Here is a 24,046-nt window from a genome sequence, read left to right as displayed (position 1 = left end):
GGTTAAACTGGAAGTCGCCTTTCATACGCGGACCGTCTAGGCAACAACGGACGTCCCAAACAGAAAACCGGGCAATTCGGCCCGGTTTTTTGTTGTCTATCGGCAGGGAACTGGCGGTCAGGAGACCTGTTCGACCTGCTGCACTTCCGGCACGAAATGGCGAAGCAGGTTCTGGATGCCGTGCTTCAACGTCGCCGTCGACGACGGGCAACCGGCGCAGGCACCTTTCATGTGCAGGAACACGGTGCCGTTCTCAAAGCCGCGGAAGGTGATGTCGCCGCCGTCCTGGGCCACCGCCGGGCGCACGCGCGTGTCGAGCAACTCCTTGATGGTGATGACGAGCTCCTCGTCGGCCTTGTCGTAGAATTCGCCCGTCTGGCTGGTCTCGGCGGCGGGGCCGGCCTTGGCCATGACAGGTGCGCCGGACATGAAGTGCTCCATGATGGCGCCGAGGATCGCCGGCTTCAGGTGCTGCCAGTCCGGGCCGTCCTTGGACACGGTGATGAAATCATAGCCGAAGAACACGCCGGTGACGCCGGGGATTTCGAACAGCCGGCCAGCCAGCGGCGAGGCCGTCGCCGCACTGTCGGCATCGCGGAAATCGGCGGTGCCTTCGAGCAGCACTTCCTTGCCGGGCAGGAATTTCAGCGTCGCCGGATTGGGCGTCGACTCGGTCTGGATGAACATGGCCGTCTCCATGCCCGTTTTGGGCAACTAGTTTGGAATAGTTCTAAATAGGCTCTATCGGCTGGACATTCAAGCGAAACGCATCGCCGGAACGTCTGGCTGGCGGAATGTTTTTTCGAGCCTGGCGCCGACTTGAGATGTGTTGAGATTCAGGTCAGGCCGAGTCGAAAATGCTTGATACCGAGAACCGGAGCGGAACGTACTTGAAGTACGTGAGCACCGGAAGCGCAGGTATCATGTATTTGCAGACCGGCCTCACATGAATATCAACATATCTCAGGCGAGGCTGTCGATCTCCTCATCCGACAGGTTCTGCGGCACCACGGTCACCGGGATCGGAAAGGCCGCGCCTTTGCCGGCCACGGCACCGACCAGCGGTCCGGGACCTTCCTTGCCGGCGCCGGCCGCCAGCACCAGGATGGCGATATCCTGGTCTTCCTCGATCAGTTTGTGGATCTCTTCCGTCGGCTTGCCTTCGCGCACGACCATCTCCGGTTCGATGCCGAGCTTCTGGCGCACCTTGTTGGCGTAGCCGTCGAGCGCCGCGCGCGCCGTGGCGTTCGCCTCCTCGCGCATGATCTTCTCGACGCCCAGCCAGTGCTGGAAATCGTCCGGTACGATGACATAGAGCAGCACCAGCGTGCCGCTGGTGCTCTGCGCCCGCTTCGAGGCGTAGGCGACGGCGCGTTCGCATTCCGGCGTGTCATCGATGATCGTCAGGAATTTCCTGCGATGACCGGCTTCGCGGCTGAGACGTTTGGAGACCATGTCTACCTACTCGGTAACTTTTCGGCCGCAATCTGCCACCGCGGCAGGCCGGCGGCAAGCCGCCGGCCACAGGCCAGTATGTCTTGGCCGGTATGAGGCGGCGTGTTGACGATCGGGCTCAGCCCTGCAGCAGCCCGACAATGTCGCGCACCGTCTTCATTGTCGTCTCGGCAAGCGCGCCGGCGCGTTCGCCGCCGTCCCGGAGCACGGCGTCGACATAGGCGCGGTCGCCCTGGATGCGGCGCATCTCGCTGGCGATCGGCGCCAGTTTCTCCACAGCGAGATCGGCCAGCGCCGGCTTGAAGACGGAGAATTGCTGGCCGCCGAACTCCTTCAGCACGTCAGCCTTCGACATCTCGGCGAGGCCCGCATAGATGCCGACCAGGTTTTCCGCCTCGGGCCGGCTTTCCAGCCCGTCGATCTCGCTCGGCAGGGCCTCCGGGTCGGTCTTGGCCTTGCGGATTTTTTTCGAGATGGTGTCGGCATCGTCGGTCAGGTTGATGCGCGACAGGTCCGATGGGTCCGACTTCGACATTTTCTTCGATCCGTCGCGCAGGCTCATGATGCGCGCCGCCGGCCCGCCGATGACCGGCTCGGTGATCGGGAAGAAGCCGTTCACCGTCTCATCGCCGACCTGCATCTCGACGCCGACGCCAAGACCGGCAATGCGGTCGGAGAAATCGTTGTTGAATTTCTGGGCGATGTCGCGGGTCAGTTCCAGGTGCTGCTTCTGGTCCTCGCCCACCGGCACGTGGGTGGCGCGGTAGAGCAGGATGTCGGCCGCCATCAGCGAGGGATAGGCGAGCAGGCCCAGCGAGGCATTCTCGCGGTCCTTGCCGGCCTTGTCCTTGAACTGCGTCATCTTGTTCATCCAGCCGATGCGCGCGACGCAATTGAAGATCCAGGCAAGCTCCGCATGCTGCATCACCCGCGACTGGTTGAAGACGATGTGCTTCTTCGGATCGATGCCGGAGGCGAGGAACGCCGCGGTGATCGACCGCGTCTGGTCGGCAAGATCGTCATAGACGAGCTGGGCGGTCAGCGAATGCAGGTCGACGACGCAATAGATGCAGTCGGACGTATCCTGCAGGGCGACGAATTTCTTGATGGCGCCGAGATAGTTGCCGAGATGCAGATTGCCGGTCGGCTGGACACCGGAGAAGACGAGTGGCTTGAAGGCAGACATGGTTTCCTCATGGCTTGTGGAGGGCCGTATAAGCGTGATTCCGAAAAGTTGCAGACTTCTCGGAGCCAATCACGCGGCTGGAAACCGCGCGCGGCGAAAGCCTTGCGACGGCGCGCTTATGGACGAGAGTGGGGAGAGGATCAAGAGGCGTAAGATCGATCCGCGATCATGTTGATTTATTTTTGTAGTGTGCTACGTATCAATAACTATACAAATGAATGTAGGTACTGCGATGACCATCAACATCAATAACAAGGAGGCGGACAGCTTGACGCGCGCGTTCGCCAAGGTCGAGGGAGTCGGCATCACCGAGGCGATCGTCATCGCCATGCGCGAAGCCCTGGAGCGTCGGCGTAACCGAGAGACACCTCTTGAGACGGCTGCACGACTCCGCGCCGAATTCGGGATCGAGCTGAGCGAGCAGGCACGCAATCCGCTGCCGCGCTCGGTCTACGACGAATTGTCCGGCGAACACTGATGTTCGTCGACGCAGCCGCTATCGTCTCGATGCTGAGCCAAGAGGCCGAAGCTCAACGCTGCTCGCAAGCGATCATGGAGGCGCCGGCTCCTTTCACGTCGGCGATCGCCGTCTGGGAAGCCTCGATGGCGCTTTCGCGATCAGAAAAATTGGCAGTGCCCGTCGAAGTAAGCCTGAGGATAGTCAGTCGTTTTCTTGAAGAGCGAGCTATAGCCTTGCGGGAGCTTCCGCCTGCCTCCGAGGCAACGTCATTGTCCATCGAGGCCGCGTCACGGTTTCGCAACAACGCCATTCGCCTGAATTTGGCGGACTGTTTTCACTACGCTTGCGCGCGTTACTACGCCGTTTCGATACTTTCGACGGCAGACGAATTCCGGCTTACGGATCTGGAGACTGTTCCTTAGTCGCTGGCGATCCCCTGCGCCCGACATTGCGCCGGATCATGCTGAAATCGGCACCGCCGGTGGCGAACGCGGTGACGAAATAGAGCGTCGCCCCGCCCGACACCAGCGCGAGTACCGTCGTCGCCTTAATGACCAGCGGCGAGCCGGGTCCGAGCCTGACGGCGAAATAATGCTCGGCGAAATAGAGGGCGACCCCCATTACCACCGCCGACAGCACCAGCCGCGGAATGCGCTTCAGGAGCGGCACGTCGCGGCCCCAATGGCCGCGCCGGATCAGCACGGCAAGCAGCATCAGCGCGTTGACCCAGCCGGCGACGGCCGAAGCCACGGCAATACCGGGTGCGCCCATCCTCGGGAACAGCGTCAGCGCCGTGGCGACGTTCACCGCCACGGAGATTGCGGCGAAGATCATCGGCGTGCGCGTGTCTTCGCGGGCGAAATAGCCTGGGGTGAAGGCCTTGATCAGCACGAAGGCCGGCAGGCCGAGACCGAAGATCGCCAGGATCGCCGCCACGACAGGCGTTGAATGGTTGGCGGCGAATGCGCCGCGCTCATAGACCAGCCGTACGATCGGTTCCGACATGACCCAGAGTGCCGCCGCCGCCGGCAACGTCATGAACAGGGTGAATTCGACGGAGCGGTTCTGCAGATTGGCGGCCTCGATCAGGTTGCCTGACTTCAGCGCCCGCGACAGTTCGGGCAACAGCACGATCGCCACCGCGACGCCGACGACACCGAGCGGCAACTGGTAGACGCGGTCGGCATAGGCCAGCGAGGAGACGGCACTGTCCTGCGCCGAGGCGATGGCCGTTCCGATCAGCTGGTTGATCTGGGTGATGCCGCCGGTGATCGCCGCCGGCAGCGCCAGGATCAGGAGCCGCTTCACGTTCGGCGTCATCTTCGGCCGGCGGAAGCCGATCGAGATGCCGGCATTGCGTACCGCCACCCAGACGATGGCAAGCTGCACCACGCCCGCCGCCAGCACGCCCCAGGACAGGGCGAAGCCGACAGCATGTGCATCCAGTCCCTGGTACCAGGCGTAGCCAAGCACGCTGATCAGGATGATGTTGAGGAAAGCCGGCGCGATCGCCGCCGCGAAATAGCGCCGCAGCGAGTTCAGCATGCCCGCCATCATGGCTGCGAGCGACATGCAGATCAGATACGGGAACATGATCGTCGCAAGCGTGACGGTCGTCTCGAACTTGCCCGGCGTGTCGGCAAAGCCCGGCGCCACCAGATAGCGCACGATCAGCGGCATCGCCAGTTCCATGGCAATGGTCAGCGCCAGGAGCGCGGTGAACAGGACGCCGAACACCTCTTCCGAGAAACGCTTGGCTCCGTCGGTGCCGTGCGTCTCGATCTCCTTGGCGAACAGCGGCACGAAGGCGGCATTGAAAGCGCCCTCGGCGAACAGCCGGCGAAACGTGTTGGGAAACTGGAACGCGGCGTTGAAGGCGTCCGCGACCGGTCCGGTGCCGAGTGCGGCTGCCATCAGCATCTCGCGGCCGAAACCGAGCGCACGGCTCATCAACGTGCCGGAAGCGACGGTAGCAAATTTCTTGACGAGACTCATGCGTTCGCAAACTGCCTGTGGGATTGGGAGAAGGGGATGATGGCCGTCACTCGGCGGCTGCCTTGGCCCTGCCGCCGCGTTCCGGCACGATGCCTTCGAGCGTCGCGATCAGCCGGTTGCGGATGGTGGCGATGCGGGCTGGGCTGTCGATCTTCTGGCCGGTGAGGTCGGTGACGTAGAAGGTGTCGATGACCTTCTCGCCGAAAGTGGTGATATGCGCCGAGGCAATGTCGAGCGACAGGTCGGACAGCGTCCCGGTGATCTCCGACAAAAGGCCAGGGCGGTCGAGCCCCTCGACCTCGATGACCGAAAACCGGTTCGACAGCGCGTTGCGGATTTCGGCGCGCGGCGGGATCTTGAACACCTTGGATCCGCGCCTTGGCTTGGTGCGTTTCTCGATCATCTCCGGCAGCCAGCTCTTGCCCGACAGCACGTCCTCGATCAGCCTGCCGACACGCTCGGCGCGCCGGCGCTCGTCCTCGTCGCGGTCGAACTCCCTCGATATCAGGATCGTGTCCAGCGCGCGGCCATCCGATGTCGTGAATATCTGCGCGTCGACGATGTTGCCGCCGGCCCCGGCGCATGCCCCGGCAATGACCGAGAGAAGGCGGGGATGGTCCTGCGCCAGCACGGTGATTTCGGTCACCGCCTCGAATTGGTGGGTCTTGACCATGGTGGCGAGCTTATTGCCCGCCGCATCCGTCTCGCGAATGAATTCGGCGTGGCGGAGCTGGTCCGGCAGGTCCACGGTCAGGAGATAGTTTTCATAATGCAGCCTGACATAGCGCTTGCGCGCCTTGTCGGGCCAGTCGGCGAGCGCCTCCGCCAAGCGTTCGCGCGCTGCCGCCGTGCGCTGGGCGCGCGAGACTTCCGAAAAGCCACCGGTCAGCAGCAGTTCGGTCTCATAGTAGAGTGTGCGCAGCAACTGGCCCTTCCAGCCATTCCACACGCCCGGTCCGACGCCCCTGATGTCGCAGACGGTCAGGATCAACAGCATCTTCAGCCTCTCGACCGACTGCACGATCGAGGCGAAGTCCTCGATCGTCTTGCGGTCGTTGAGGTCGCGGGTCTGCGCCGTCATCGACATGACGAGGTGGTTCTCGACCAGCCAGGCGACGGTTTCCGTGTCGGCCGGCGAAAGCCCCATATGCGGGCAGATCCGCCTTGCGATCCTGGCGCCGGCCTCGGAATGGTCTTCAGGCCTGCCCTTGGCGATGTCGTGCAGCAGCACGGCGACATAGAGCGCCTCGCGGCTCTTCTTCAGGCCCGGCATCAGCGAATGCGACAGCGGGTGCACCTTCTCGCCGTCGCCGCGCTCGATCTCGGCCAGCACGCCGATGCAGCGGATCAGGTGCTCGTCGATCGTGTAGTGGTGGTACATCGAGAACTGCATCATGGCGACGATCTTGCCGAAATCCGGGATCAGCCGGCCGAGCAGCCCCGCCTCGTTCATGCGCCGCAGGTTGAGTTCGGCGTTGCGGTCCGAGGTCAATATGTCGAGGAACAGCCGGTTAGCTTCCTCGTCGCGCCTGAGCGACTTGTTGACCAGGCCGAGCGAACGGGTGAGTAGTTTCAGTGCATCGGGATGGAATTCCAGCCCGTGCTTGTCGGCGAACCAGAACAGCCTGAGAAGATTGACCGGGTCGCGCTCGAAGACGCCGTCGTCGGCGATGTTGATGCGATGGTTGTCGACGATGAAGTCGGACGTGCCGGCAAGCTTGCGCTTGCGGCGCTGGAAGGTGAGGAAGATGCGGTTGAAGCCGGGAACGTGCTTGGCCTGCTCCTCCTCCAGCGCGGCGCAGAAGATGCGGGTCAGGTCGCCAACATCCTTGGCGACGAGGAAATAGTGCTTCATGAAGCGTTCGACAGCCGACAGGCCGGGATGGGTCGTATAGCCGAGCCGTTCGGCGATCTCTCGCTGGATGTCGAAATGCAGCCGCTCCTCGGCCTTCCCCATGAGGAAATGCATGTGGCAGCGCACCGCCCACAGGAAATCCTCGGCCTTCTGGAACTCACGATACTCGGCCTCGGTGAAGACGCCTTTCTCGACCAGTTCCTCGCCGGTGCGCACGCGGTAAAAATACTTGCCGATCCAGAACAGCGTCTGCAGATCGCGCAACCCACCCTTGCCGTCCTTGACGTTGGGTTCGACCAGATAGCGGCTTTCGCCGGCCTTGGCATGGCGCTCGTCGCGTTCGGCGAGCTTGGCCTGCACATATTCCGGGCCGGTCGTGCGCACCACCTCATGGTCGAAGCGCAGCATCAGCTCGTCATAGAGTTTGCGTTCGCCCCACAGGAAACGGGCTTCCAGGATCGAGGTGCGGATGGTGATGTCGGTGCGCGACAGCCTGAGGCACTCATCGATGTTGCGGGTGGCATGGCCCACCTTCAGCCCCATGTCCCACAGCATGTAGAGCATGTACTCGACTGTTTGTTCGCCCCACGGCGTCTGCTTGTAGGGCAGCAGGAACAGGAGGTCGATGTCGGATCCCGGCGCCAGCGTGCCGCGGCCATAGCCTCCGACGGCAACGACCGCCATGCGTTCGGCCGAGGACCGGTTCTTCACCCGGTAGACATGCGTCGCGGCAAAGTCGTAGAGCGCACAGATCAGCTCGTCCATCAGGTGCGACAGCCGTTCGGCGCAAGCGTTGCCGCCGCCATCTTGCCTCAGCATGGCCTCGGCTGTCTTGCGGCCCTCGGCGAGGCGCCCCTTGAGAAGCTGAAGAACGGCAGCACGGATGGCCTGGCTGGAACCGTCGCCGGCACTGGCCGCGGTCAGCGCGGTCATCTCGCGGCGCAAAGCGTCGCCGTCGATCAATTCATCGAGCTTCAGGGAGATTTTCGCCATGGATACCGGTTGGCCCTGCCTTTTGGGCGGCGTCTATAGCGTGTTTTCGCGGCGCTGGGTATGGGCCTGCTGTCGATCCGGCAAACGCTCTAGTCGTTTGCCCGGGCTAACGCTCTAGTCGTTTGCCTCGACTGGAGCGAGCGGTACGACAATCTGCCGCCGCAGCCTGCAGAGATCGGTGATCTGCCGCGCTGCCCGCCGGGCCTCCCTGCGGATCCGCGCGAGAGCCGGCATCCTGTGTCCGTCGGCGACCCCGCTTGCGACCCACTCGGCCTCCCGTCCCGGTTCAACCAGGCTCGGCAACCTGTTGCCCACGAACTGCTCCTGCGCACAGAGCGCCGGGACCAGCTGGTAGATCGTCTTGCCGCTCGACGTAGCGAACGCAGGGTCGAAGATGAGACTGTCCACCGCCACATTGACGTCGGCGGTCGCCTCGAGAAGGGCACGTGCCATTTGCCGGGAGAGCAGGTAACCGCCAGTTCCGATGTGGTTCTTGCGGAGCCTGAACAGCGAAAAACCGCCGCCGACGGAAAACCTCTCCCTCTGGATCACGGTTGTGTGGAAGAATGTCTCGAGCTTGACGACATCGGCATCGGCCGGAATCCAGCTCGTATCGGCAAGCAGCGCACCGGCTTTCGCGGAAAACACGATGTCGTCCTCGAAGATGGCGCCATAGGGCGCGTCGTCTTGCGCGATAATGGTCCAGCAGGCGCGATGGCTGTGCAGGCATGCGATCTCGCTGCCGGACAGGCGCCGCACCGCATACAGTGGATGCTGGCGCTGCAGCATGAGATCTGGGTGGTCCCTTGCATCGATTGCGGCAACCCGCTCGAATCCAAGGCCGATGCGCGCAAATTCCGCCGTCGTATGGGCAAGCCGGTCGGGAGATCGATCGAGGTTGATGACCAGGCGCTTCATTCGTCAACGAAACTTATTTTTTCTTGTGATGGCAGGCTCTATAGCACATGTGGAGCCGACGTCTCCTATTTTCTTGCGAGAGGTTTTGCGTTGTAACCAAACGAAAGGACAATAGGGCTATTTGCTCCTCAATTGGCCGGAATCACTGTGGATTTCTAGGGGAGGTGTGGGTTTCAATTTCTGCCTCCGCTCGCCGCATGGGCGGGTCCAAGCAATACTGAAACCTATACTTACCTTGGGGAGTGTTGGGGATTTCCGCCGCGGTGCCGGCGGGCTTTCTTCCCGCGACGCCCAAGCGCATTCCTGCGCCGTAGGATGTGGACCTGTCGGCGGTCACGCAAGCTTAGGCCCCGGTCGAATCGAACGGGACGATAATGTGTCGCCGACCTCTGCAGAATTCGATGATCCACTGCACGGTTCGTCCGCCTTCCCTCATCATTCTTTCGGCGATCGGCTTCCTGCATTTTGCGACAAGCCCATTCGCCGTCCCTGTGGCGTCCCGCTCTTGGGCGAGCAGGCTTGGCAATCGGTCGCCGACGAACTGGTCCTGCGCGCACAGGGCAGGGACGAGCTGGTAGATCGTCTTGCTGGACGAGGTCGCGAACGCCGGAGTGAAAATTAGATCGTCGGCGGTGATATTGATCGTTTCGGTCGCTTCGAGGAGATCGCACGCGACCTGTCTGGAGATGATGTAGCCCCCGGTCCCCGGATGGTTCTTGTACAGCCTGAACGCGGAAAAATCATGCCCGGCGGCGGTCCTTCTCCGGTGGATGAGGGTCTTCTTGAAGTACGTCTCCAATTTGACAATGTCGGCATCGGGCGGAATCCAGCCGTCGTCGGCAAGCAACGGACCGGCATTTGCTGAAAAAACCACGTCGTCCTCGAAGATGGCGCCGTAGGGGGCCTCTTCCTGCGCCAGGATCGCCCAGCAGAGGCGGTGGCTGTGCAGGCAAGCGATCTCGCTGCCCAACAAACGCCGGGGCGCATACATCGGATGTTGCGGTTGCTGCCCGAGTTCGGGGTGGCTGCGTGCATCGATCGCCGCAACGCGTTGGAACGTGGTGCCGATCCGGGCGAACTCTGCACTTATGTGAGCAAGTCGGTCCGGGGACCGATCGAGATTTATGACCAGGCACTTCATTGTCGACCGAAATCTAGCGGGATGAATGGGATGCGGAGAATATTAGCAAGAAAAGCTTTAGCACGAGCTCGGCCTTTGTGCAGGGGGGCGATCGATTTCACGGGGCCTGAAATGCGGAAAACCAAAACGGCCCTTGACCTTCCAGTTACTGGAAGCACTACCTCGGGTTTTGAAGCAGTGAAAATCAAGGCATTTTAGAATGACGCATTCAGAACACGATCATCACACGAACGGCTCGCATGGCGGCTGTTGCGCGCCGAAAGGCGCTGTCTCGGATGCGGTTCTGCGCGACCCGGTCTGCGGCATGACCGTGGATCCGGCCGCCGGCAAACCGACATTCGAGCATGGCGGCCGCCTCTATCATTTCTGCAGCGAGCGCTGCCGTTCGAAGTTTCAGGCCGAGCCGGAAAGCTACCTGACGGCGACCGACCCTGTCTGCAGCATGAGCGTCGACCGCGCGACGGCGAAACATTTTGTCCGCCATGAAGGCCAAGGCTTTTATTTCTGCTCCGCCGGCTGCAAGGCGAAGTTCGAGGCGGCGCCGCAAACCTATCTCGGCGGCAGGCCGGCGCCGGCGCCGATGCCCAAGGGCACGCAATACACCTGCCCGATGCATCCGCAGATCATCCGCGACAAGCCCGGCTCCTGCCCGATCTGCGGCATGGCGCTCGAGCCAATGGGCGTGCCAACCGGCGATGAAGGGCCAAATCCCGAACTGGTTGATTTCACCAGGCGGCTCTGGGTGAGCGCGGTGCTGTCGGTCCCGCTGCTGATCATCGCCATGGCGCCGATGGTAGGCCTGTCGCTGGAGGGCCTGGTCGAGGATCGCGCAAAGGTCTGGATCGAACTGGTCCTGGCGAGCCCGGTGGTGCTCTGGGCCGCCTTCCCGTTTTTCCATCGCGGCTGGGACTCGATCCTCAACCGCAGCCCCAACATGTGGACGCTGATTTCGCTCGGCGTCGGCGCCGCCTATCTCTACAGCGTCGCCGCCGCGCTCTTTCCGGACATCTTTCCGCATCAGTTTCGCGGCCATGGCGGTGCGGTGCCGGTTTATTTCGAGGCAGCCGCAGTCATCGTGGCGCTGGTCTTCCTCGGCCAGGTACTGGAACTGCGCGCCCGCGAAAAGACCGGATCGGCGATCCGGGCTCTGCTTGACCTCGCGCCGAAGACCGCACGGCGGATCGCCGAGGACGGTTCCGAGAGCGATGTGCCGCTGGACGACGTCAAGGCCGGCGAGCGCCTGCGCATCAGGCCCGGCGATGCCGTGCCGGTCGACGGCACGGTACTCGAAGGCCGCTCCTCCATCGACGAATCGATGATCACGGGCGAACCCTTGCCGGTCGAGAAAGCCGAAGGCGATGCCTTGACCGGCGGCACGCTCAACAAGAACGGCTCGCTGATCATGCGCGCCGAACGGATCGGCGCCGAGACCACGCTGTCGCGCATCGTCGAACTCGTCGCCAAGGCACAGCGCTCGCGCGCGCCGATCCAGGGCTTGGCCGACCGAGTTTCCTTCTACTTTGTCCCGGCCGTCGTCATGGTCGCCATCGCCGCGTTCATCGCCTGGGCGGTCTTCGGCCCCGAGCCCAGCCTGATCTTTGCCATCGTCTCGGCGGTTTCGGTGCTGATCATCGCCTGTCCCTGTGCGCTGGGTCTCGCCACGCCGATGTCGATCATGACCGCTACCGGGCGCGGCGCGCATGCTGGCGTGCTGATCAAGGAAGCCGCCGCGCTTGAACGCTTCGCCGCTGTCGACACCTTGATCGTCGACAAGACCGGCACGCTGACCGAGGGCCGGCCGAAATTGACCGATGTCGTGGCTGCCAGTGGCTTTTCCGAGGACGAATTGCTGGTATACGCCGCGACCCTGGAAAAAGGCTCGGAGCATCCGCTGGCCGAGGCCATCGTCGACGGGGCGGGCCAGCGCGGCGTGAAGATCGCCGAGGCCGGCAGCTTCGAAGCGGTTACCGGCAAGGGCGTTTCCGGCACGGTATCGGGCAAGAGTGTCGCGCTCGGCAATGCCGCGATGATGGCCGATCTCGCCATCGACGTTTCCGCAATCCTGGCCAGCGTGGAAGCGTTGCAGGGCGATGGCAAGACGGCGATGTTCGTCGCTGTCGACGGCAAGCTGGCCGGCATCGTTGCCGTCGCCGATCCGGTCAAGGCGACCACGGCCGAGGCGATCAAGGCACTGCATGACAGCGGGCTGAGGATCATCATGGCGACCGGCGACAATGAGCGCACCGCCAAGGCGATCGCTGGACGTCTCGGCATCGATGAGGTTCGGGCAGGTCTGTTGCCGGAACAGAAGGCAGCGCTCGTCGACGAACTGCGCGGCAGGGGTGCCGGCGTTGCCATGGCCGGCGACGGCGTCAACGACGCGCCGGCGCTTGCCGCCGCCGATGTCGGCATCGCCATGGGAACGGGCGCCGATGTCGCGGTCGAGAGTGCCGGCATCACTTTGGTCAAGGGCGACCTGAACGGCATCGTCCGCGCCCGCACCCTGGCCCAGGCGACCATCGGTAACATCCGGCAGAACCTGTTCTTCGCCTTCCTCTACAATGTGCTCGGCGTGCCGGTTGCCGCCGGCGTGCTCTATCCGCTCACCGGCACGCTTTTGTCGCCGATGCTGGCGGCGGCGGCGATGAGCCTGTCCTCCGTCTCGGTGATCGCAAACGCATTGCGGCTCAGAACGTTGAAACTCTGAGATCAACTCCCAGATACGAAACCCAACCAACAGGAGACCATGAATGACCTTGGCTAAAAAACTCGTGCTGCTGCTGATGGCCGCCGGAATGCTGCTTGCCGTCTTCCTCGAAAGCGTGCCGGCGCAGAGCGAGGAGATGAAGCACGACATGGGCGCCATGGCCATGGGGGCGGAAGGCCCTTCGACGGCGGGCTACAAGGCGGCTATGGACAAGATGCATACCGACATGATGGCCTCGGAATATACCGGCAATGCCGATGTCGATTTTGTCCGCGGCATGATTCCGCATCATCAGGGCGCGATCGACATGGCCAAGGTCGAGCTGGCCAACGGCAAGGATCCGGAAATCCGCAAGCTCGCCGAAGGCGTCATCGCCGCGCAGGAAGCCGAAATCAAGCAGATGCAGGACTGGCTCGCCGCCCATCCGGTGAAGTAAGCTTCCGGCATCGCTAAGCAGGGCCCGGCGAGAACTCCTTCCGGAGTCTCGTCGCGGCTCGATGCGATCGGGTACCACGGAGCCAGCCATGGAATCGAGCGTCAGGACCACCACGCTGCCCTGCGGCGAGGCCATACCCGTTCTCGGCCAGGGTACGTGGAAGATGGGCGAGGATTCGCGCCGGCGCTCCGAGGAGGTAGATGCGCTCAAGCTCGGTCTCGATCTCGGCGTCACGCTGATCGACACCGCCGAAATGTATGCCGGCGGCGGTGCGGAAGAAGTGGTGGCCAAAGCCATCGCCGGGCGCCGCGCCGAGGTCTTCCTGGTCTCGAAGGTCCTGCCTTCCAACGCTTCGCGGGCCGGCGTGCAGCGCGCCTGTGAGAACAGCCTTAGACGCCTCGCGACCGACCGCATCGATCTCTATCTTCTGCATTGGCCGGGCAGCGTGCCCCTGTCGGAAACGGTCGAAGCCTTCGAGGCGCTGAAAAAAGCCGGCAAGATCCGGCATTGGGGCGTCAGCAATTTCGACACCGGCGAGATGCGGGAATTGGCGCTCCTGTCCGACGGCGACAAGGTACAGACCAACCAGGTGCTTTACAATCTGGTCCGCCGCGGCCCGGAATTCGATCTCACGCCCTGGATGAGGAAACGCGGCATCCCGCTGATGGCCTATTCGCCGGTGGAGCAGGGCGCGCTGGCACATAATGCCAGGCTCGCCGCAGTCGCAGCCCGTCACGGCGCAACCGCGGCGCAAATCGCCTTGGCCTGGGTGATGCGGCAGGACGGCGTCATCGCCATTCCCAAGGCCGGCAGCCAGGCGCACGTCCGCCAGAATTTTGCCGCGCTGGACATAAAGCTTACGCCGCAGGACATCGCCGATCTCGACCGTGCGTTCCCGCCGCCCAGCCGGAAGAGTGGGCTGGAGATGATCTGACTACTTCCCCGCCAGCCCTTTCAGCCGGTAAAGCGCCTCCAGCGCTTCCTTTGGCGTCATCTCGTCGGGGTTGATGTCACCGAGTGCGGCGCCCAGCGCGTCGCTCTTCATCGGCCTTGGCGCTTCCCGCTTTACCGCCACCGAAAACAGCGGCAGGTCGTCGACCAGCCGGTTGGTCTTGCCGGAGACCTCGCCTTCCTCCAACTGGTGCAGCACCGCCTTGGCCCGGTCGACCACCGCTTCCGGCAAGCCGGCGAGCCGCGCCACCTGCACGCCGTAGGAGCGGTCGGCGGCGCCCTTGCCGACCTCGTGCAGGAAAACGACGTCGCCTTCCCATTCCTTGACCCGCATGGTGACGTTGGAAAGCCGCGCCAGCTTGCCTGCGAGCGAGGTCATTTCGTGGAAATGGGTAGCGAAGATCGCCCGGCAGCGGTTCTTCTCGTGCAGATATTCGACCGCCGCCCAGGCGATCGACAGGCCGTCGAACGTCGCGGTGCCGCGGCCGATTTCGTCGAGGATCACCAGCGCGCGTTCGCCTGCCTGGTTGAGGATCGCCGCCGTCTCGACCATTTCGACCATGAAGGTCGAACGGCCGCGCGCCAGATCGTCCGACGCGCCGACGCGCGAGAACAGCCGGTCGACGACGCCGATATGGGCAGACGCCGCCGGCACGAAGGAGCCGGTCTGGGCCAGGATCGCGATCAGCGCGTTTTGCCGCAGGAACGTCGACTTACCACCCATGTTCGGGCCGGTCAGCAGCCAGATCGCGCCGTTCTTGGCATTCCCCTCCGGAGAGAGGTCGCAATCATTGGCGACGAACGGACCTTCGCCCGAACGGCGCAGGGCCTGTTCGACCACCGGATGCCGGCCGCCGGAAATCTCGAAGGCAAGGCTGGAATCCACCACCGGCCGGCACCAGGCTTCGCTTTCCGACAAAAGCGCAAGTGCCGCCGACACGTCGAGCACGGCGAGCGCATCGGCGCCGGCGCGGATCGCCTCGGCCTGGCCGACGGCTTCGGCCGTCAGCGCATCGAAGGCAGCCAGTTCGATGCTCAGCGCACGGTCGGCGGCATTGGCGATCTTGGTCTCCAGTTCGGCGAGTTCGGTCGTGGTGAAGCGCATGGCATTGGCCATGGTCTGGCGGTGGATGAAGCGCGCCTTGGCGCCATCGCTGCCGGTCATGACGGCATGATGGTTGGCCGTCACTTCGATGTAGTAACCGAGCACGTTGTTGTGCCGGATCTTCAGCGAACGGATGCCGGTCTCCTCGATCAGGGAGCGCTCCAGCCCGGCGATCACTTTGCGCGACTCGTCGCGCAGCGCCCGCATCTCGTCGAGTTCGGCATGGTAGCCGCCGCGAACGAAACCGCCGTCGCGTTTGAGCAGCGGCAGTTCCTCGCCGAGCGCCTGGGTGAGATGCTGGGCAAGCGTCTTGGGCAGCGCCTGAATCGCGGCCATCGCGCCGGCCAATTCCTGGGGCAGGGCGATCGCGGCAAAGGTTTCGGCGATGGCGCCCGCCGCCTCGAAGCCGGCGCGGAGCGCCCCGAGATCGCGCGGGCCACCCCGGTTGAGCGCCAGCCTGGACAGGGCACGCGGCATATCGGCGACACTCTTCAGCCTCATCCGCACTGCCTGGCAAAGCCGCACTTCGGAACGGAAGAACGACACCGAATCCAGCCGTGCGCCGATGGCCGCCGGGTCGGTGAGCGGCGCCATCAGCCGGTCGGCGAGCAGCCTTGCGCCGCCGCCGGTCACCGTGCGATCGATCGCCTTGAACAGCGAACCCTCGCGGCTGCCGGACAGCGTGCGCAGCAGTTCGAGATTGCCGCGCGTCGCGGGGTCGATGAACAGGGTCGAGCCCTGCTCCTCGCGCTCGGGCCGCGACAGCGGCGGCCGTTCGGCCTTCTGCGTCTTCTCGACATAGGCGATGGCGCCCGAGATCGCCGACAGTTCGGCCCGCGAAAACGTGCCGAAACTGTCTGGTGTCGCCACTTCGAAGAAGCGCGCGATCCGTCCCGTGGCCGAGGCCGAATCGAACAACGAAGGCGGCTGTGGGCTGGCGACACGTCCGAGCACGTCGAAAACCGGCTTCAGCTCGGGATCGTGGAACACCGGCTCGGCGACGATCAGCTCACGCGGATCGACACGGAAGATGTCGGCGAGGAGCCGGTCGGCGGTGGTCTCCGCGACCCGGAAGGCGCCGGTCGAGATGTCGATCCAGGCAATTGCAAAGCTTCCTTGGTGCCCTGTCGTGCTGCCGCGCTCCCCGCCTCGTGGCTCCGCTCCGCCCTTCACCCTGCCCAGCGCCATCAGGAAACTCGATTCCGAGGGTGCCAGCAATTTGTCCTCGGTGATGGTGCCCGGCGTCACCAGCCGCACCACATCGCGGCGCACCACCGATTTGGAGCCGCGTTTCTTGGCCTCGGCCGGATCCTCGATCTGCTCGCAGACGGCAACGCGGAATCCCTGGCCGATCAGCTTCTGCAGGTAATCGTCGGCCGCATGCACCGGCACGCCGCACATCGGAATGTCGTGGCCCTGATGCTTGCCGCGTTTGGTCAAGACGATGCCCAGCGCGCGGCTCGCCTTCTCGGCATCGTCGAAGAACAGCTCGTAGAAATCGCCCATGCGGTAGAACAGCAGCGAATCCGGGTTAGCCGCCTTGATCTCGATGAATTGCTCCATCATCGGCGTGACGGCGGCAGCGCCGGGCTGCGGCGGCGTCATCACCTCGGGGGCGGCGTCGGGCTCGTTCGGGCTGTGCATGTTCATGGCGCGGCACGCTAGCAGATGTGGTGGCGGGGTTTAATGCCGGGGGCTTAGAAAGCAGGGGAAGACCGCGAGCCATCTTTCCATGGAAGGGCTATTCAGCCTGCATTGCTCGATGGTGTGATCGCGAATATCTGTCGTCTTGGAGTATAGCGGCGGGGCATCATGGACAGGGACGGGCACGAAACGTTCGAGGAGATGGTGGGACCGATCGGCTCGGTACTCGAACGGCTCTGGCTCATGACGGCCCGGCACGCCAGCCAACAATTGGACGGGCTTAAGGTGTTGGCGGCCAAGCGCCTTCCTTTCGCGCTGCCGCTCAGCGGTCCGTTGTCCCACCTGGACGGCGGCATTTGGCTCGCGGTTTACGTACTCAACTACGATCCACTGCTGATCTACACGCCGGTCGGCGGCGCGCGCCCACTCAACTCAATCGTGGCAATCGGCCGTCGCCTAGCCTCGCGGCGCTCCGTGTTCCTGCTGATGCCGAGTTGGACGCTCGAGCGGCCGCACGTCGTCGCAAAGCTTGGCCGGGATCTCGCCTGGTACCGTGAGAACTTCCCGCTCCACGAATTGATTTTTCTTTGCAATACGCAAGAGGAGCGTCGTCTGGTCGCCGCTGTGGGAGGAACCGCGATCTTCTCCAACCACAATTTGATGGTCAGCGAGGACATCTTTCGACCATTGCCAGGTGTCCCCGTCGAATTCGACGCAGTCTATAATGGTCGCATCTCGCACACCAAGCGCCACTACCTCGCCTTCGACATCGAAAGGCTTGTCCACATCACCTTTTCGATCGGCGAACTGCCCCGGGCCGGTGACCGTGCCTTCATCCGCCGCTTGCAGGCGCAATCGCCGCTGCATCGTATCGCCAACCCGATCATTAATGGCCTGACTGGCTGGCTGGCGCCGCAGGAGGTCAATCGCGTCTACAACCAGGCCGCGGTCGGGCTCTGTCTGTCGGCGGCGGAAGGGGCAATGTGCTCCAGCATGGAATATCTGATGGCCGGGTTGCCGGTGGTGAGCACACCTAGTCTTGGCGGCCGGGACGTCTTTTTCGATCCGGACTATTGCATCATCGCCGAGCCCGATCCGGCGGCGATCCGGCGCGCCGTCGAGACGTTGCGCCACCGCGCCATTCCGCGCGAGGAGATTCGCAACCGCACGCTGGCCAAGGTGCGGGCTCAACGGCAGGACCTCACAGTATTCCTGTCCGACCTGCTGAAGAGACTGGGAAGCAGCCAACCGCCGCTATCGCAATGGCCGTTCCCCGGAACCAGGACGCTGCGGCGATGGGCAACGGCCCGCCAGCATGCCCATGAAATCATGGCATCCAGGGTGGCGCGGAACGGCTCCTGACCGAGCGTGTCCGCTTTGAAGCAGCTTTGCAGAGCTTCGTGGTTTACACGCGGCGGCCCGTGGTCTTAATTCGCAAGCGCACAGGCACCCGCTTCAAGGAGGTGTCCCACCGGCGAGGAAATCAAAAGCATCATGGCCAGGAAAACCGAGAACAACGGTCCGTCCGTCAGCGCGCAGGAAGCGCTCGAATTCCATGCCATGGGCAGGCCCGGCAAGCTGGAGATCGTCGCCACCAAGCCGATGACGACGCAGCGCGATCTGAGCCTCGCTTATTCGCCTGGTGTCGCCGTGCCCGTGCGCGCCATCGCCGAGGATCCATCGAGAGCCTTCGACTACACGACGCGCGGCAACATGGTCGCCGTCATCTCCAACGGCACCGCCATCCTTGGCCTCGGCAATCTCGGCGCGCTGGCCTCCAAACCGGTGATGGAAGGCAAGGCGGTGCTGTTCAAGCGCTTCGCCGACGTCGATTCCATCGACCTCGAGGTCGATACCGAGGATGCCGACGAGTTCATCAACTGCGTGCGCTTCCTCGGTCCCTCCTTCGGCGGCATCAACCTGGAAGACATCAAGGCGCCGGAATGCTTCATCATCGAGCAGCGCCTGCGCGAACTGATGGACATCCCGGTCTTCCACGACGACCAGCACGGCACGGCCATCATCTCGGCCGCCGGCCTGATCAACGCGCTGGAGGTAACCGGCCGCGACATGAAGACCACGAAGCTGGTCTGCAATGGCGCGGGCGCCGCCGGCATCGCCTGCATCGAGCTGATGAAGGCGATGGGTTTTTCACCCGAAAACATCACCTTGTGCGATACCAAGGGCGTGGTCTTCCAGGGCCGCACCGAGGGCATGAACCAGTGGAAGTCGGCGCATGCGATCAAGACCGATGCGCGCAGCCTGGCCGAAGCGCTCGACGGCGCCGATGTCTTCCTCGGCCTTTCCGCCAAGGGGGCGCTGACCACCGCCATGGTGCAGTCGATGGCCAAGAACCCGATCATCTTCGCCATGGCCAATCCCGATCCCGAGATCACCCCGGAGGAAGTGGCCGAGATCCGCACTGACGCCATCATGGCCACCGGGCGCTCGGACTACGCCAATCAGGTCAACAACGTACTCGGCTTCCCCTACATCTTCCGCGGCGCGCTGGATGTCAGGGCCACCACCATCAATGACGACATGAAGATCGCCGCCGCTCGCGCGCTCGCCGAACTGGCGCGCCAGGACGTGCCCGACGACGTCGCCGCCGCCTATCAGGGCAACCGGCCGAAATTCGGTCCCAACTACATCATTCCGGTGCCGTTCGACCCGCGCCTGATCTCCGCCATTCCGATCGCCGTGGCCAAGGCGGCAATGGATTCGGGCGTCGCCCGCAAGCCTATTCTCGATCTCGACCGTTATGCGCAGGAGCTTTCCGCCCGCCGCGACCCGATCGCCTCGACCCTGCAGCGTATCTATGACCGCGTGCGCCGCCAGCCCAAGCGCATCGTCTTCGCCGAGGGCGAGGAGGAGCAGGTGATGCGCGCCGCCGTCTCCTATGTGAACCAGCGGCTCGGCACGGCTATCCTGCTTGGCCGCGACGATGTCATCAAGGAGAACGCTAGGCTCGCCGGCATCGACTTGAACAAACAAGGCATCGAGATCATCAATGCGCGTCTGTCGCGCCGCAATTCGATCTACACCGACTATCTCTACGAACGCATGCAGCGCAAAGGCTTCCTGTTTCGTGACTGCCAGCGGCTGATCAACAACGACCGCAACCATTTCGCCGCCTGCATGGTGGCGCTGGGCGACGCCGACGGCATCGTCACCGGCGTCACCCGCAACTACTCCACCGCGCTCGACGATATCAGGCGCGTCATCGACGCCAAGCCCGGCCACCGCGTCATCGGCGTCTCGATCGTGCTGGCGCGCGGCCGCACGGTGATCGTCGCCGACACCGCCGTCCACGACATGCCCAACGCCGAGCAGATCGCCGACATCGCCGAGGAGGCCGCCGGATTTGCCCGCCGCATGGGCTATGAGCCAAGGCTCGCCATGCTCGCCTATTCCACCTTCGGCCATCCGCAGGGCGAGCGTTCCGAGCGCATCCAGGAAGCCGTGCGCATCCTCGACAAGCGCCGCGTCGATTTCGAATATGACGGCGAGATGGCAGCCGACGTGGCGCTCAACGCCCGGGCCATGGCGCAATACCCGTTCATAAGGCTCACCGGCCCTGCCAATGTGCTGATCATGCCGGCGTTCCACTCGGCCTCGATCTCAACCAAGATGCTGCAGGAACTCGGCGGTTCGACCGTCATCGGCCCGCTGCTGGTCGGCCTGAACAAGCCGGTGCAGATCGTCTCGCTGAACGCCAAGGACTCAGACATCGTGAACATGGCGGCGATCGCGGCGTATACGGCGGGGACCTGAGGAGCGGTCGGCGTGGCGGACGAAAGCTGGCGATCAGACTGGGTCTCTCACCCCGGCGCGAACACCCGCGCGGCCTCCACCACCTCCTCCGCCCGGTCCTGGCGCAACAGGTCGATCGGAATGCGGCCGTCGAGCCGTGCCGCTGGGCGGGTCAGCCACAGCCATGCGAGCCTTGGATTGCCGATGAGCTCCAGCACATCGCTTATGCCGGCCACCGGCCTGCCGTCGACGAACTGCGCCAGCGGGAAGACGTGCTTGCGACCGCCCTTGCGCAGCGCGATGACGTCGCCCCGTCTCTGCCAGCGGTGCAGGGTCGAGCGGGCGATGCGCAGGTTTTCCTCGAGGTAGGTCGAGCCGGCGACGCGGCCGGCCCAGTCCTCGATCAGCATCGATTCTAGGTCGTCGGACTGGGGAAGCGCGGGATGCGTTTCGGCCTCTGCCGACAGCGTCGTCGTTCCCACCGTGCCGGCTTCGCTGCGGCGCGCGGCTTCCGCCGCGAGCGCGCGCACGAATTTCGAGGCAAGGCCGGGAAGGTCGGCATGGATCGCGTCGATGGCGCGCTGGTGCTTGGGCGACAGCAAGGTGACCGCGGACGCTATGCTGCCGGCGATCTTGCCGACCGAGATCATTGTCGGGCCGTTGATGGCTTCGTCATAGTGGGCAAGCGCACGCTCGACTTTTTCCGCCACCATGTCGGCGAAATCGTCCTGCGTGATGCCGGTCGTCTTGGTCTGAAATCTGGTCATGCATCTGTCTTCTGGGCCGCGCGCGCTCCTCCCTCGGCCGCGGCCGGTTGTAGAACGGTTACGGCGGAAAATGGAAAGCGCGACGGCAACAGATACAGCGACCCGACAGATTGCTGTCCTGCATTGCTCCACACCCTGATTAGCGTGCCGAAATGTCAGTCACGGCACGCTCGCATTTGCGTTTAGGAGGGGTCTGTGACAATTGCGCGACGGTGAGCCAGACGGCGAAGCTGCCAATCTCCCCCCTCGTGAGGGAGATGCCCGGCAGGGCAGAGGAGGGCGCGAAGGATCGCTACGCAGCAATACTTGTGTTCACGCACGCGGCCGCTCGGCGTCACCCGTGGGCATGCCGTCGGCGGCAGGGAAAACCTCGAGATGTTGGCGGGACAGCGCCCCCCTCTGGCCTGCCGGCCATCTCCCCCACGAGGGGGGAGATCGGCAGCTTCACCCTACAGCAACCCCGCTTGCTCTGCCTCTTTGCGCAGGTTCTGCCGTGGCCTTGGGCCGATCTGCTGGATCACCAATCCGGCCGCCAGTGAGCCAAGATCGCCGCAGGTCTGGAGGTCGCGGCCCTGTGTATAGCCATGCAGGAAACCGGCGGCGTAGAGGTCGCCGGCGCCTGTCGTGTCGACCAGTTCCTTGATGGCGGTTGCCTTTATGATCACTGTCTCGTCGCCGCGTACGATGACCGAGCCCTTTTCGGAACGGGTCACCGCCGCGATCCTGCAATCCTTGCGGATCTGCGCCAGCGCCTCGTCGAACGACGAAGTCTGGTAAAGTGACTTGATCTCGTGGCTGTTGGCAAAAACAATGTCGACCATGCCTGAACGCATCAGGTCGAGGAATTCGTCGCGGTAGCGGTCGACGCAGAACGGGTCCGACAAGGTCATCGAGACTTCGCGACCTGCCGCGTGCGCAAGTTTCGCCGTCTGCCGGATGGCTTCCTTGGCGCGCGGCGGGTCCCACAGATAACCTTCGAAATAGGTGACCTTGGCGCCCGACGCCTTGTCGGCCTCGACATCTTCCGGCCCGAGTTCGACGCAGGCGCCGAGATAGGTGTTCATCGAGCGCTCGCCATCGGGGGTGACGAAGATCATCGAGCGCGCCGTCGGCGGCTCGCCCTCGAGCGGCCTGGTGTCGAAGGCGACGCCCTGCGCGTGGATGTCGTGCGCGTAGATCTCGCCCAGCGCATCGTTGGAGACCTTGCCGAAGAAGGCGGCGCGTCCGCCGAAGGAGGCGACACCGGCCGCCGTGTTGCCGGCACTGCCGCCGGAGGCCTCGATCGCCGGGCCCATGCGGCTGTAGAGCAATTCGGCGCGGTGGGTGTCGATGAGGTTCATCGCGCCCTTGATGATGCCGTTGGTCTCGAGGAAGTCCTCCTCGCACTGGGCGATGATGTCGACAATCGCATTGCCGATGCAAAGCACGTCATAATCCGGCATCAATGTCTCCGCCAAAAACCCGAGCCGGCTTCTTGCCATGCCCGCGCGGGTCTACAGCATGACCCTGAAAACTGGCAACCGATTTTCTGTCGTTGCCGGCGCAGCGGCGAGGCACGTCCTTTGCCGAAGAAGCCCGCGACTGCGCGCCTGCAAGACAGTTCTGCAGTTGGTTTTTGTTGTACCCAGGCGTTACGACAATTCGATCGTGGCCGAAGCATTTCGCCGTGACGTTGCCTAAAAGGGCTTGTTCGATCCGATCCGAAGGCGGCAAGCCCATGTCTGCAAAGAGCGATACGACCGCGGACCTGGCGTTGCTCGGCGTGCTGGCGGTGCTGTGGGGCGCGTCCTACACTTTCATCAAGATCGGCGTCGAGACCATCCCGCCCATCACCTTCATCGCCGCCCGCACCCTGATCGCCGGCGCCATCCTGTTCGCCATCATCCGCTGGCGCGGGCTTGCCATGCCGGGCGACGCGGCAAGCTGGCGCCGCTTCGCCTTCCAGGCCTGCCTCAACAGCGTCGTCCCGTTCACGCTGATCGCCGCCGCCGAGCGTTCGGTCGACGCCGGCCTTGCCACCATCCTCAACGCCACCTCGCCGATCTTCACCTTCCTGCTGACGGCGCTCATCACCCGCCATGAGCCGGTGACGGCGCGCAAGCTGGTCGGCGTCGGCGCCGGCATTGCCGGCATCTGCCTGATCGTCGGCACGCAGGCGCTTGGCGGCATCGGCCACCAGCTCTGGGCACAGCTAGCCATCGTCGCGGCGACCGTGTGCTATGCGGGCGCCGCGATCTTCGGCCGTGGCTTCAAGGGCCTCGATCCGATGCTTCCCGCCGCCGGTTCGATGCTGTGCGGCGCCGTCATGCTGGTGCCGCTCAGTCTGGCGGTTGACCAGCCGTGGACGCTGGCGCCTTCGGCGGCTTCCATCCTCGCTTTGCTCGGCCTGTCCGTGTTTTCGACGGCACTGGCTTTCGTCATCTACTTCCGTCTGATCCACACGCTGGGGTCGGTCGGCACCACGTCTCAGGCCTATCTGCGCGTGCCGATCGGTGTCGGCATCGGCGCCGTGTTCCTCGGTGAAAGCCTGGGCCCCACGGCCTGGTTCGGGATGGGTTTTGTCGTTGTCGGCGTGGCTGCCATGACCATACCGGTCCGCAAGCCAGGCTTTGCCCGATAGGCGGACCTTTGGAGCATACGATGGCCGGCTACGGCCCGCGCTTGTGCTCGCGGGCCGCAC

General features: G+C 63.9%; 19 protein-coding genes. 8 read left to right on the top strand and 11 right to left on the bottom strand.

Annotation, left to right across the window (positions count from 1 at the left end):
- Positions 1 to 117: 117 nt before the first annotated feature.
- The 3 genes from O7B34_RS03530 to trpS form a co-directional block, all read right to left on the bottom strand.
- Positions 118 to 687 carry a NifU family protein gene (locus O7B34_RS03530; protein WP_027142904.1) on the bottom strand — a complete coding sequence of 190 codons (570 nt, stop codon included), beginning with the start codon at positions 685 to 687 and terminating at the stop codon, positions 118 to 120.
- 276 nt (positions 688 to 963) lie between these two features.
- A complete protein-coding gene (locus tag O7B34_RS03525) occupies positions 964 to 1,455 on the bottom strand; it encodes a universal stress protein (protein ID WP_010913128.1) in 492 nt (163 codons plus the stop codon).
- Between the two features lie 118 nt (positions 1,456 to 1,573).
- Complete coding sequence (gene trpS, locus O7B34_RS03520; protein ID WP_337144885.1) at positions 1,574 to 2,641, bottom strand: tryptophan--tRNA ligase; 1,068 nt, start codon at positions 2,639 to 2,641, stop codon at positions 1,574 to 1,576.
- 232 nt (positions 2,642 to 2,873) lie between these two features.
- On the opposite strand from trpS, the gene O7B34_RS03515 reads away from it, so the two are divergent.
- Together O7B34_RS03515 and O7B34_RS03510 are read left to right on the top strand one after the other, a co-directional pair.
- Entirely contained in the window at positions 2,874 to 3,119 is a 246-nt protein-coding gene (locus tag O7B34_RS03515) for a type II toxin-antitoxin system VapB family antitoxin (protein WP_337144883.1), read from the top strand.
- Complete coding sequence (locus tag O7B34_RS03510; RefSeq protein ID WP_337144882.1) at positions 3,119 to 3,523, top strand: type II toxin-antitoxin system VapC family toxin; 405 nt, start codon at positions 3,119 to 3,121, stop codon at positions 3,521 to 3,523. The genes O7B34_RS03515 and O7B34_RS03510 overlap by 1 nt, the downstream gene beginning before the upstream one ends.
- Here the strand turns inward: O7B34_RS03510 and murJ are convergent.
- The 4 genes from murJ to O7B34_RS03490 all read right to left on the bottom strand — a co-directional run bounded on the left by murJ (position 3,498) and on the right by O7B34_RS03490 (position 10,003).
- The gene (gene murJ, locus O7B34_RS03505; RefSeq protein ID WP_337144880.1) at positions 3,498 to 5,096 is read right to left on the bottom strand and encodes a murein biosynthesis integral membrane protein MurJ; all 1,599 of its coding nucleotides are present in this window, start codon (positions 5,094 to 5,096) and stop codon (positions 3,498 to 3,500) included. The genes O7B34_RS03510 and murJ overlap by 26 nt on opposite strands.
- Positions 5,097 to 5,142: 46 nt before the next feature.
- Entirely contained in the window at positions 5,143 to 7,944 is a 2,802-nt protein-coding gene (locus tag O7B34_RS03500) for a [protein-PII] uridylyltransferase (protein WP_337144879.1), read from the bottom strand.
- A gap of 114 nt (positions 7,945 to 8,058) precedes the next feature.
- A complete protein-coding gene (locus O7B34_RS03495; RefSeq protein ID WP_337144878.1) occupies positions 8,059 to 8,862 on the bottom strand; it encodes a glycosyltransferase family 25 protein in 804 nt (267 codons plus the stop codon).
- A gap of 343 nt (positions 8,863 to 9,205) precedes the next feature.
- Positions 9,206 to 10,003, bottom strand: coding sequence for a glycosyltransferase family 25 protein (locus tag O7B34_RS03490; protein ID WP_337144877.1), 798 nt, complete (start codon positions 10,001 to 10,003; stop codon positions 9,206 to 9,208).
- A 199-nt stretch (positions 10,004 to 10,202) separates the two neighbouring features.
- On the opposite strand from O7B34_RS03490, the gene O7B34_RS03485 reads away from it, so the two are divergent.
- The 3 genes from O7B34_RS03485 to O7B34_RS03475 all read left to right on the top strand — a co-directional run bounded on the left by O7B34_RS03485 (position 10,203) and on the right by O7B34_RS03475 (position 14,080).
- Positions 10,203 to 12,710, top strand: a complete 2,508-nt coding sequence (locus O7B34_RS03485) for a heavy metal translocating P-type ATPase (RefSeq protein WP_337144876.1) — start codon at positions 10,203 to 10,205, stop codon at positions 12,708 to 12,710.
- Between the two features lie 43 nt (positions 12,711 to 12,753).
- Positions 12,754 to 13,146: a CopM family metallochaperone gene (gene copM / locus O7B34_RS03480; RefSeq protein ID WP_337144874.1), complete on the top strand. Its 393-nt coding sequence runs from the start codon at positions 12,754 to 12,756 to the stop codon at positions 13,144 to 13,146.
- Positions 13,147 to 13,234: 88 nt separating this feature from the next.
- Entirely contained in the window at positions 13,235 to 14,080 is an 846-nt protein-coding gene (locus tag O7B34_RS03475) for an aldo/keto reductase (RefSeq protein WP_337144872.1), read from the top strand.
- Here the strand turns inward: O7B34_RS03475 and mutS are convergent, their stop codons facing one another.
- Positions 14,081 to 16,852, bottom strand: a complete 2,772-nt coding sequence (gene mutS, locus O7B34_RS03470) for a DNA mismatch repair protein MutS (RefSeq protein ID WP_337144871.1) — start codon at positions 16,850 to 16,852, stop codon at positions 14,081 to 14,083.
- Positions 16,853 to 17,014: 162 nt separating this feature from the next.
- Between mutS and O7B34_RS03465 the strand changes: the two genes are divergently transcribed.
- Positions 17,015 to 18,208 carry a glycosyltransferase gene (locus O7B34_RS03465; protein ID WP_337144869.1) on the top strand — a complete coding sequence of 398 codons (1,194 nt, stop codon included), beginning with the start codon at positions 17,015 to 17,017 and terminating at the stop codon, positions 18,206 to 18,208.
- Between the two features lie 132 nt (positions 18,209 to 18,340).
- The gene (locus O7B34_RS03460) at positions 18,341 to 20,620 is read left to right on the top strand and encodes an NADP-dependent malic enzyme (protein WP_337144868.1); all 2,280 of its coding nucleotides are present in this window, start codon (positions 18,341 to 18,343) and stop codon (positions 20,618 to 20,620) included.
- 47 nt (positions 20,621 to 20,667) lie between these two features.
- On the opposite strand, the gene O7B34_RS03455 is transcribed toward O7B34_RS03460, so the two are convergent.
- From O7B34_RS03455 to O7B34_RS03445, 3 genes are all read right to left on the bottom strand, one after another.
- Positions 20,668 to 21,366, bottom strand: a complete 699-nt coding sequence (locus O7B34_RS03455) for an antitoxin Xre/MbcA/ParS-like domain-containing protein (protein ID WP_337144867.1) — start codon at positions 21,364 to 21,366, stop codon at positions 20,668 to 20,670.
- A gap of 449 nt (positions 21,367 to 21,815) precedes the next feature.
- A complete protein-coding gene (locus O7B34_RS03450) occupies positions 21,816 to 22,808 on the bottom strand; it encodes an adenosine kinase (protein ID WP_337144866.1) in 993 nt (330 codons plus the stop codon).
- Positions 22,795 to 23,079 (bottom strand): hypothetical protein, encoded by a 285-nt coding sequence (locus tag O7B34_RS03445; RefSeq protein ID WP_337144865.1) that lies wholly within the window; start codon positions 23,077 to 23,079, stop codon positions 22,795 to 22,797. Before O7B34_RS03445 ends, O7B34_RS03450 begins: the two co-directional genes overlap by 14 nt.
- 4 nt (positions 23,080 to 23,083) lie before the next feature.
- Here O7B34_RS03445 and O7B34_RS03440 point away from each other — a divergent pair, with 4 nt between their 5' ends.
- On the top strand, positions 23,084 to 23,986 hold the full coding sequence (locus O7B34_RS03440; protein WP_337144864.1) for a DMT family transporter: 903 nt from the start codon (positions 23,084 to 23,086) through the stop codon (positions 23,984 to 23,986).
- Positions 23,987 to 24,046: the final 60 nt, after the last annotated feature.

This window comes from Mesorhizobium sp. Cs1299R1N3 (genome assembly GCF_037179625.1).
In the GTDB taxonomy this organism is placed as follows: domain Bacteria; phylum Pseudomonadota; class Alphaproteobacteria; order Rhizobiales; family Rhizobiaceae; genus Mesorhizobium; species Mesorhizobium salmacidum.
Note: the sequence above shows the minus strand (reverse complement) of the source record. Positions and strands in the feature narration are given on the sequence as shown.

Excerpts from the sequence above, each read along its gene's own strand:
- O7B34_RS03530 (WP_027142904.1), bottom strand. The coding sequence starts at position 687 with ATGTTCATCCAGACCGAGTCGACGCCCAATCCGGCGACGCTGAAATTC.
- O7B34_RS03525 (WP_010913128.1), bottom strand. The coding sequence starts at position 1,455 with ATGGTCTCCAAACGTCTCAGCCGCGAAGCCGGTCATCGCAGGAAATTC.
- trpS (WP_337144885.1), bottom strand. The coding sequence starts at position 2,641 with ATGTCTGCCTTCAAGCCACTCGTCTTCTCCGGTGTCCAGCCGACCGGC.
- O7B34_RS03515 (WP_337144883.1), top strand. The coding sequence starts at position 2,874 with ATGACCATCAACATCAATAACAAGGAGGCGGACAGCTTGACGCGCGCG.
- O7B34_RS03510 (WP_337144882.1), top strand. The coding sequence starts at position 3,119 with ATGTTCGTCGACGCAGCCGCTATCGTCTCGATGCTGAGCCAAGAGGCC.
- murJ (WP_337144880.1), bottom strand. The coding sequence starts at position 5,096 with ATGAGTCTCGTCAAGAAATTTGCTACCGTCGCTTCCGGCACGTTGATG.
- O7B34_RS03500 (WP_337144879.1), bottom strand. The coding sequence starts at position 7,944 with ATGGCGAAAATCTCCCTGAAGCTCGATGAATTGATCGACGGCGACGCT.
- O7B34_RS03495 (WP_337144878.1), bottom strand. The coding sequence starts at position 8,862 with ATGAAGCGCCTGGTCATCAACCTCGATCGATCTCCCGACCGGCTTGCC.
- O7B34_RS03490 (WP_337144877.1), bottom strand. The coding sequence starts at position 10,003 with ATGAAGTGCCTGGTCATAAATCTCGATCGGTCCCCGGACCGACTTGCT.
- O7B34_RS03485 (WP_337144876.1), top strand. The coding sequence starts at position 10,203 with ATGACGCATTCAGAACACGATCATCACACGAACGGCTCGCATGGCGGC.
- copM (WP_337144874.1), top strand. The coding sequence starts at position 12,754 with ATGACCTTGGCTAAAAAACTCGTGCTGCTGCTGATGGCCGCCGGAATG.
- O7B34_RS03475 (WP_337144872.1), top strand. The coding sequence starts at position 13,235 with ATGGAATCGAGCGTCAGGACCACCACGCTGCCCTGCGGCGAGGCCATA.
- mutS (WP_337144871.1), bottom strand. The coding sequence starts at position 16,852 with ATGAACATGCACAGCCCGAACGAGCCCGACGCCGCCCCCGAGGTGATG.
- O7B34_RS03465 (WP_337144869.1), top strand. The coding sequence starts at position 17,015 with ATGGACAGGGACGGGCACGAAACGTTCGAGGAGATGGTGGGACCGATC.
- O7B34_RS03460 (WP_337144868.1), top strand. The coding sequence starts at position 18,341 with ATGGCCAGGAAAACCGAGAACAACGGTCCGTCCGTCAGCGCGCAGGAA.
- O7B34_RS03455 (WP_337144867.1), bottom strand. The coding sequence starts at position 21,366 with ATGACCAGATTTCAGACCAAGACGACCGGCATCACGCAGGACGATTTC.
- O7B34_RS03450 (WP_337144866.1), bottom strand. The coding sequence starts at position 22,808 with ATGCCGGATTATGACGTGCTTTGCATCGGCAATGCGATTGTCGACATC.
- O7B34_RS03440 (WP_337144864.1), top strand. The coding sequence starts at position 23,084 with ATGTCTGCAAAGAGCGATACGACCGCGGACCTGGCGTTGCTCGGCGTG.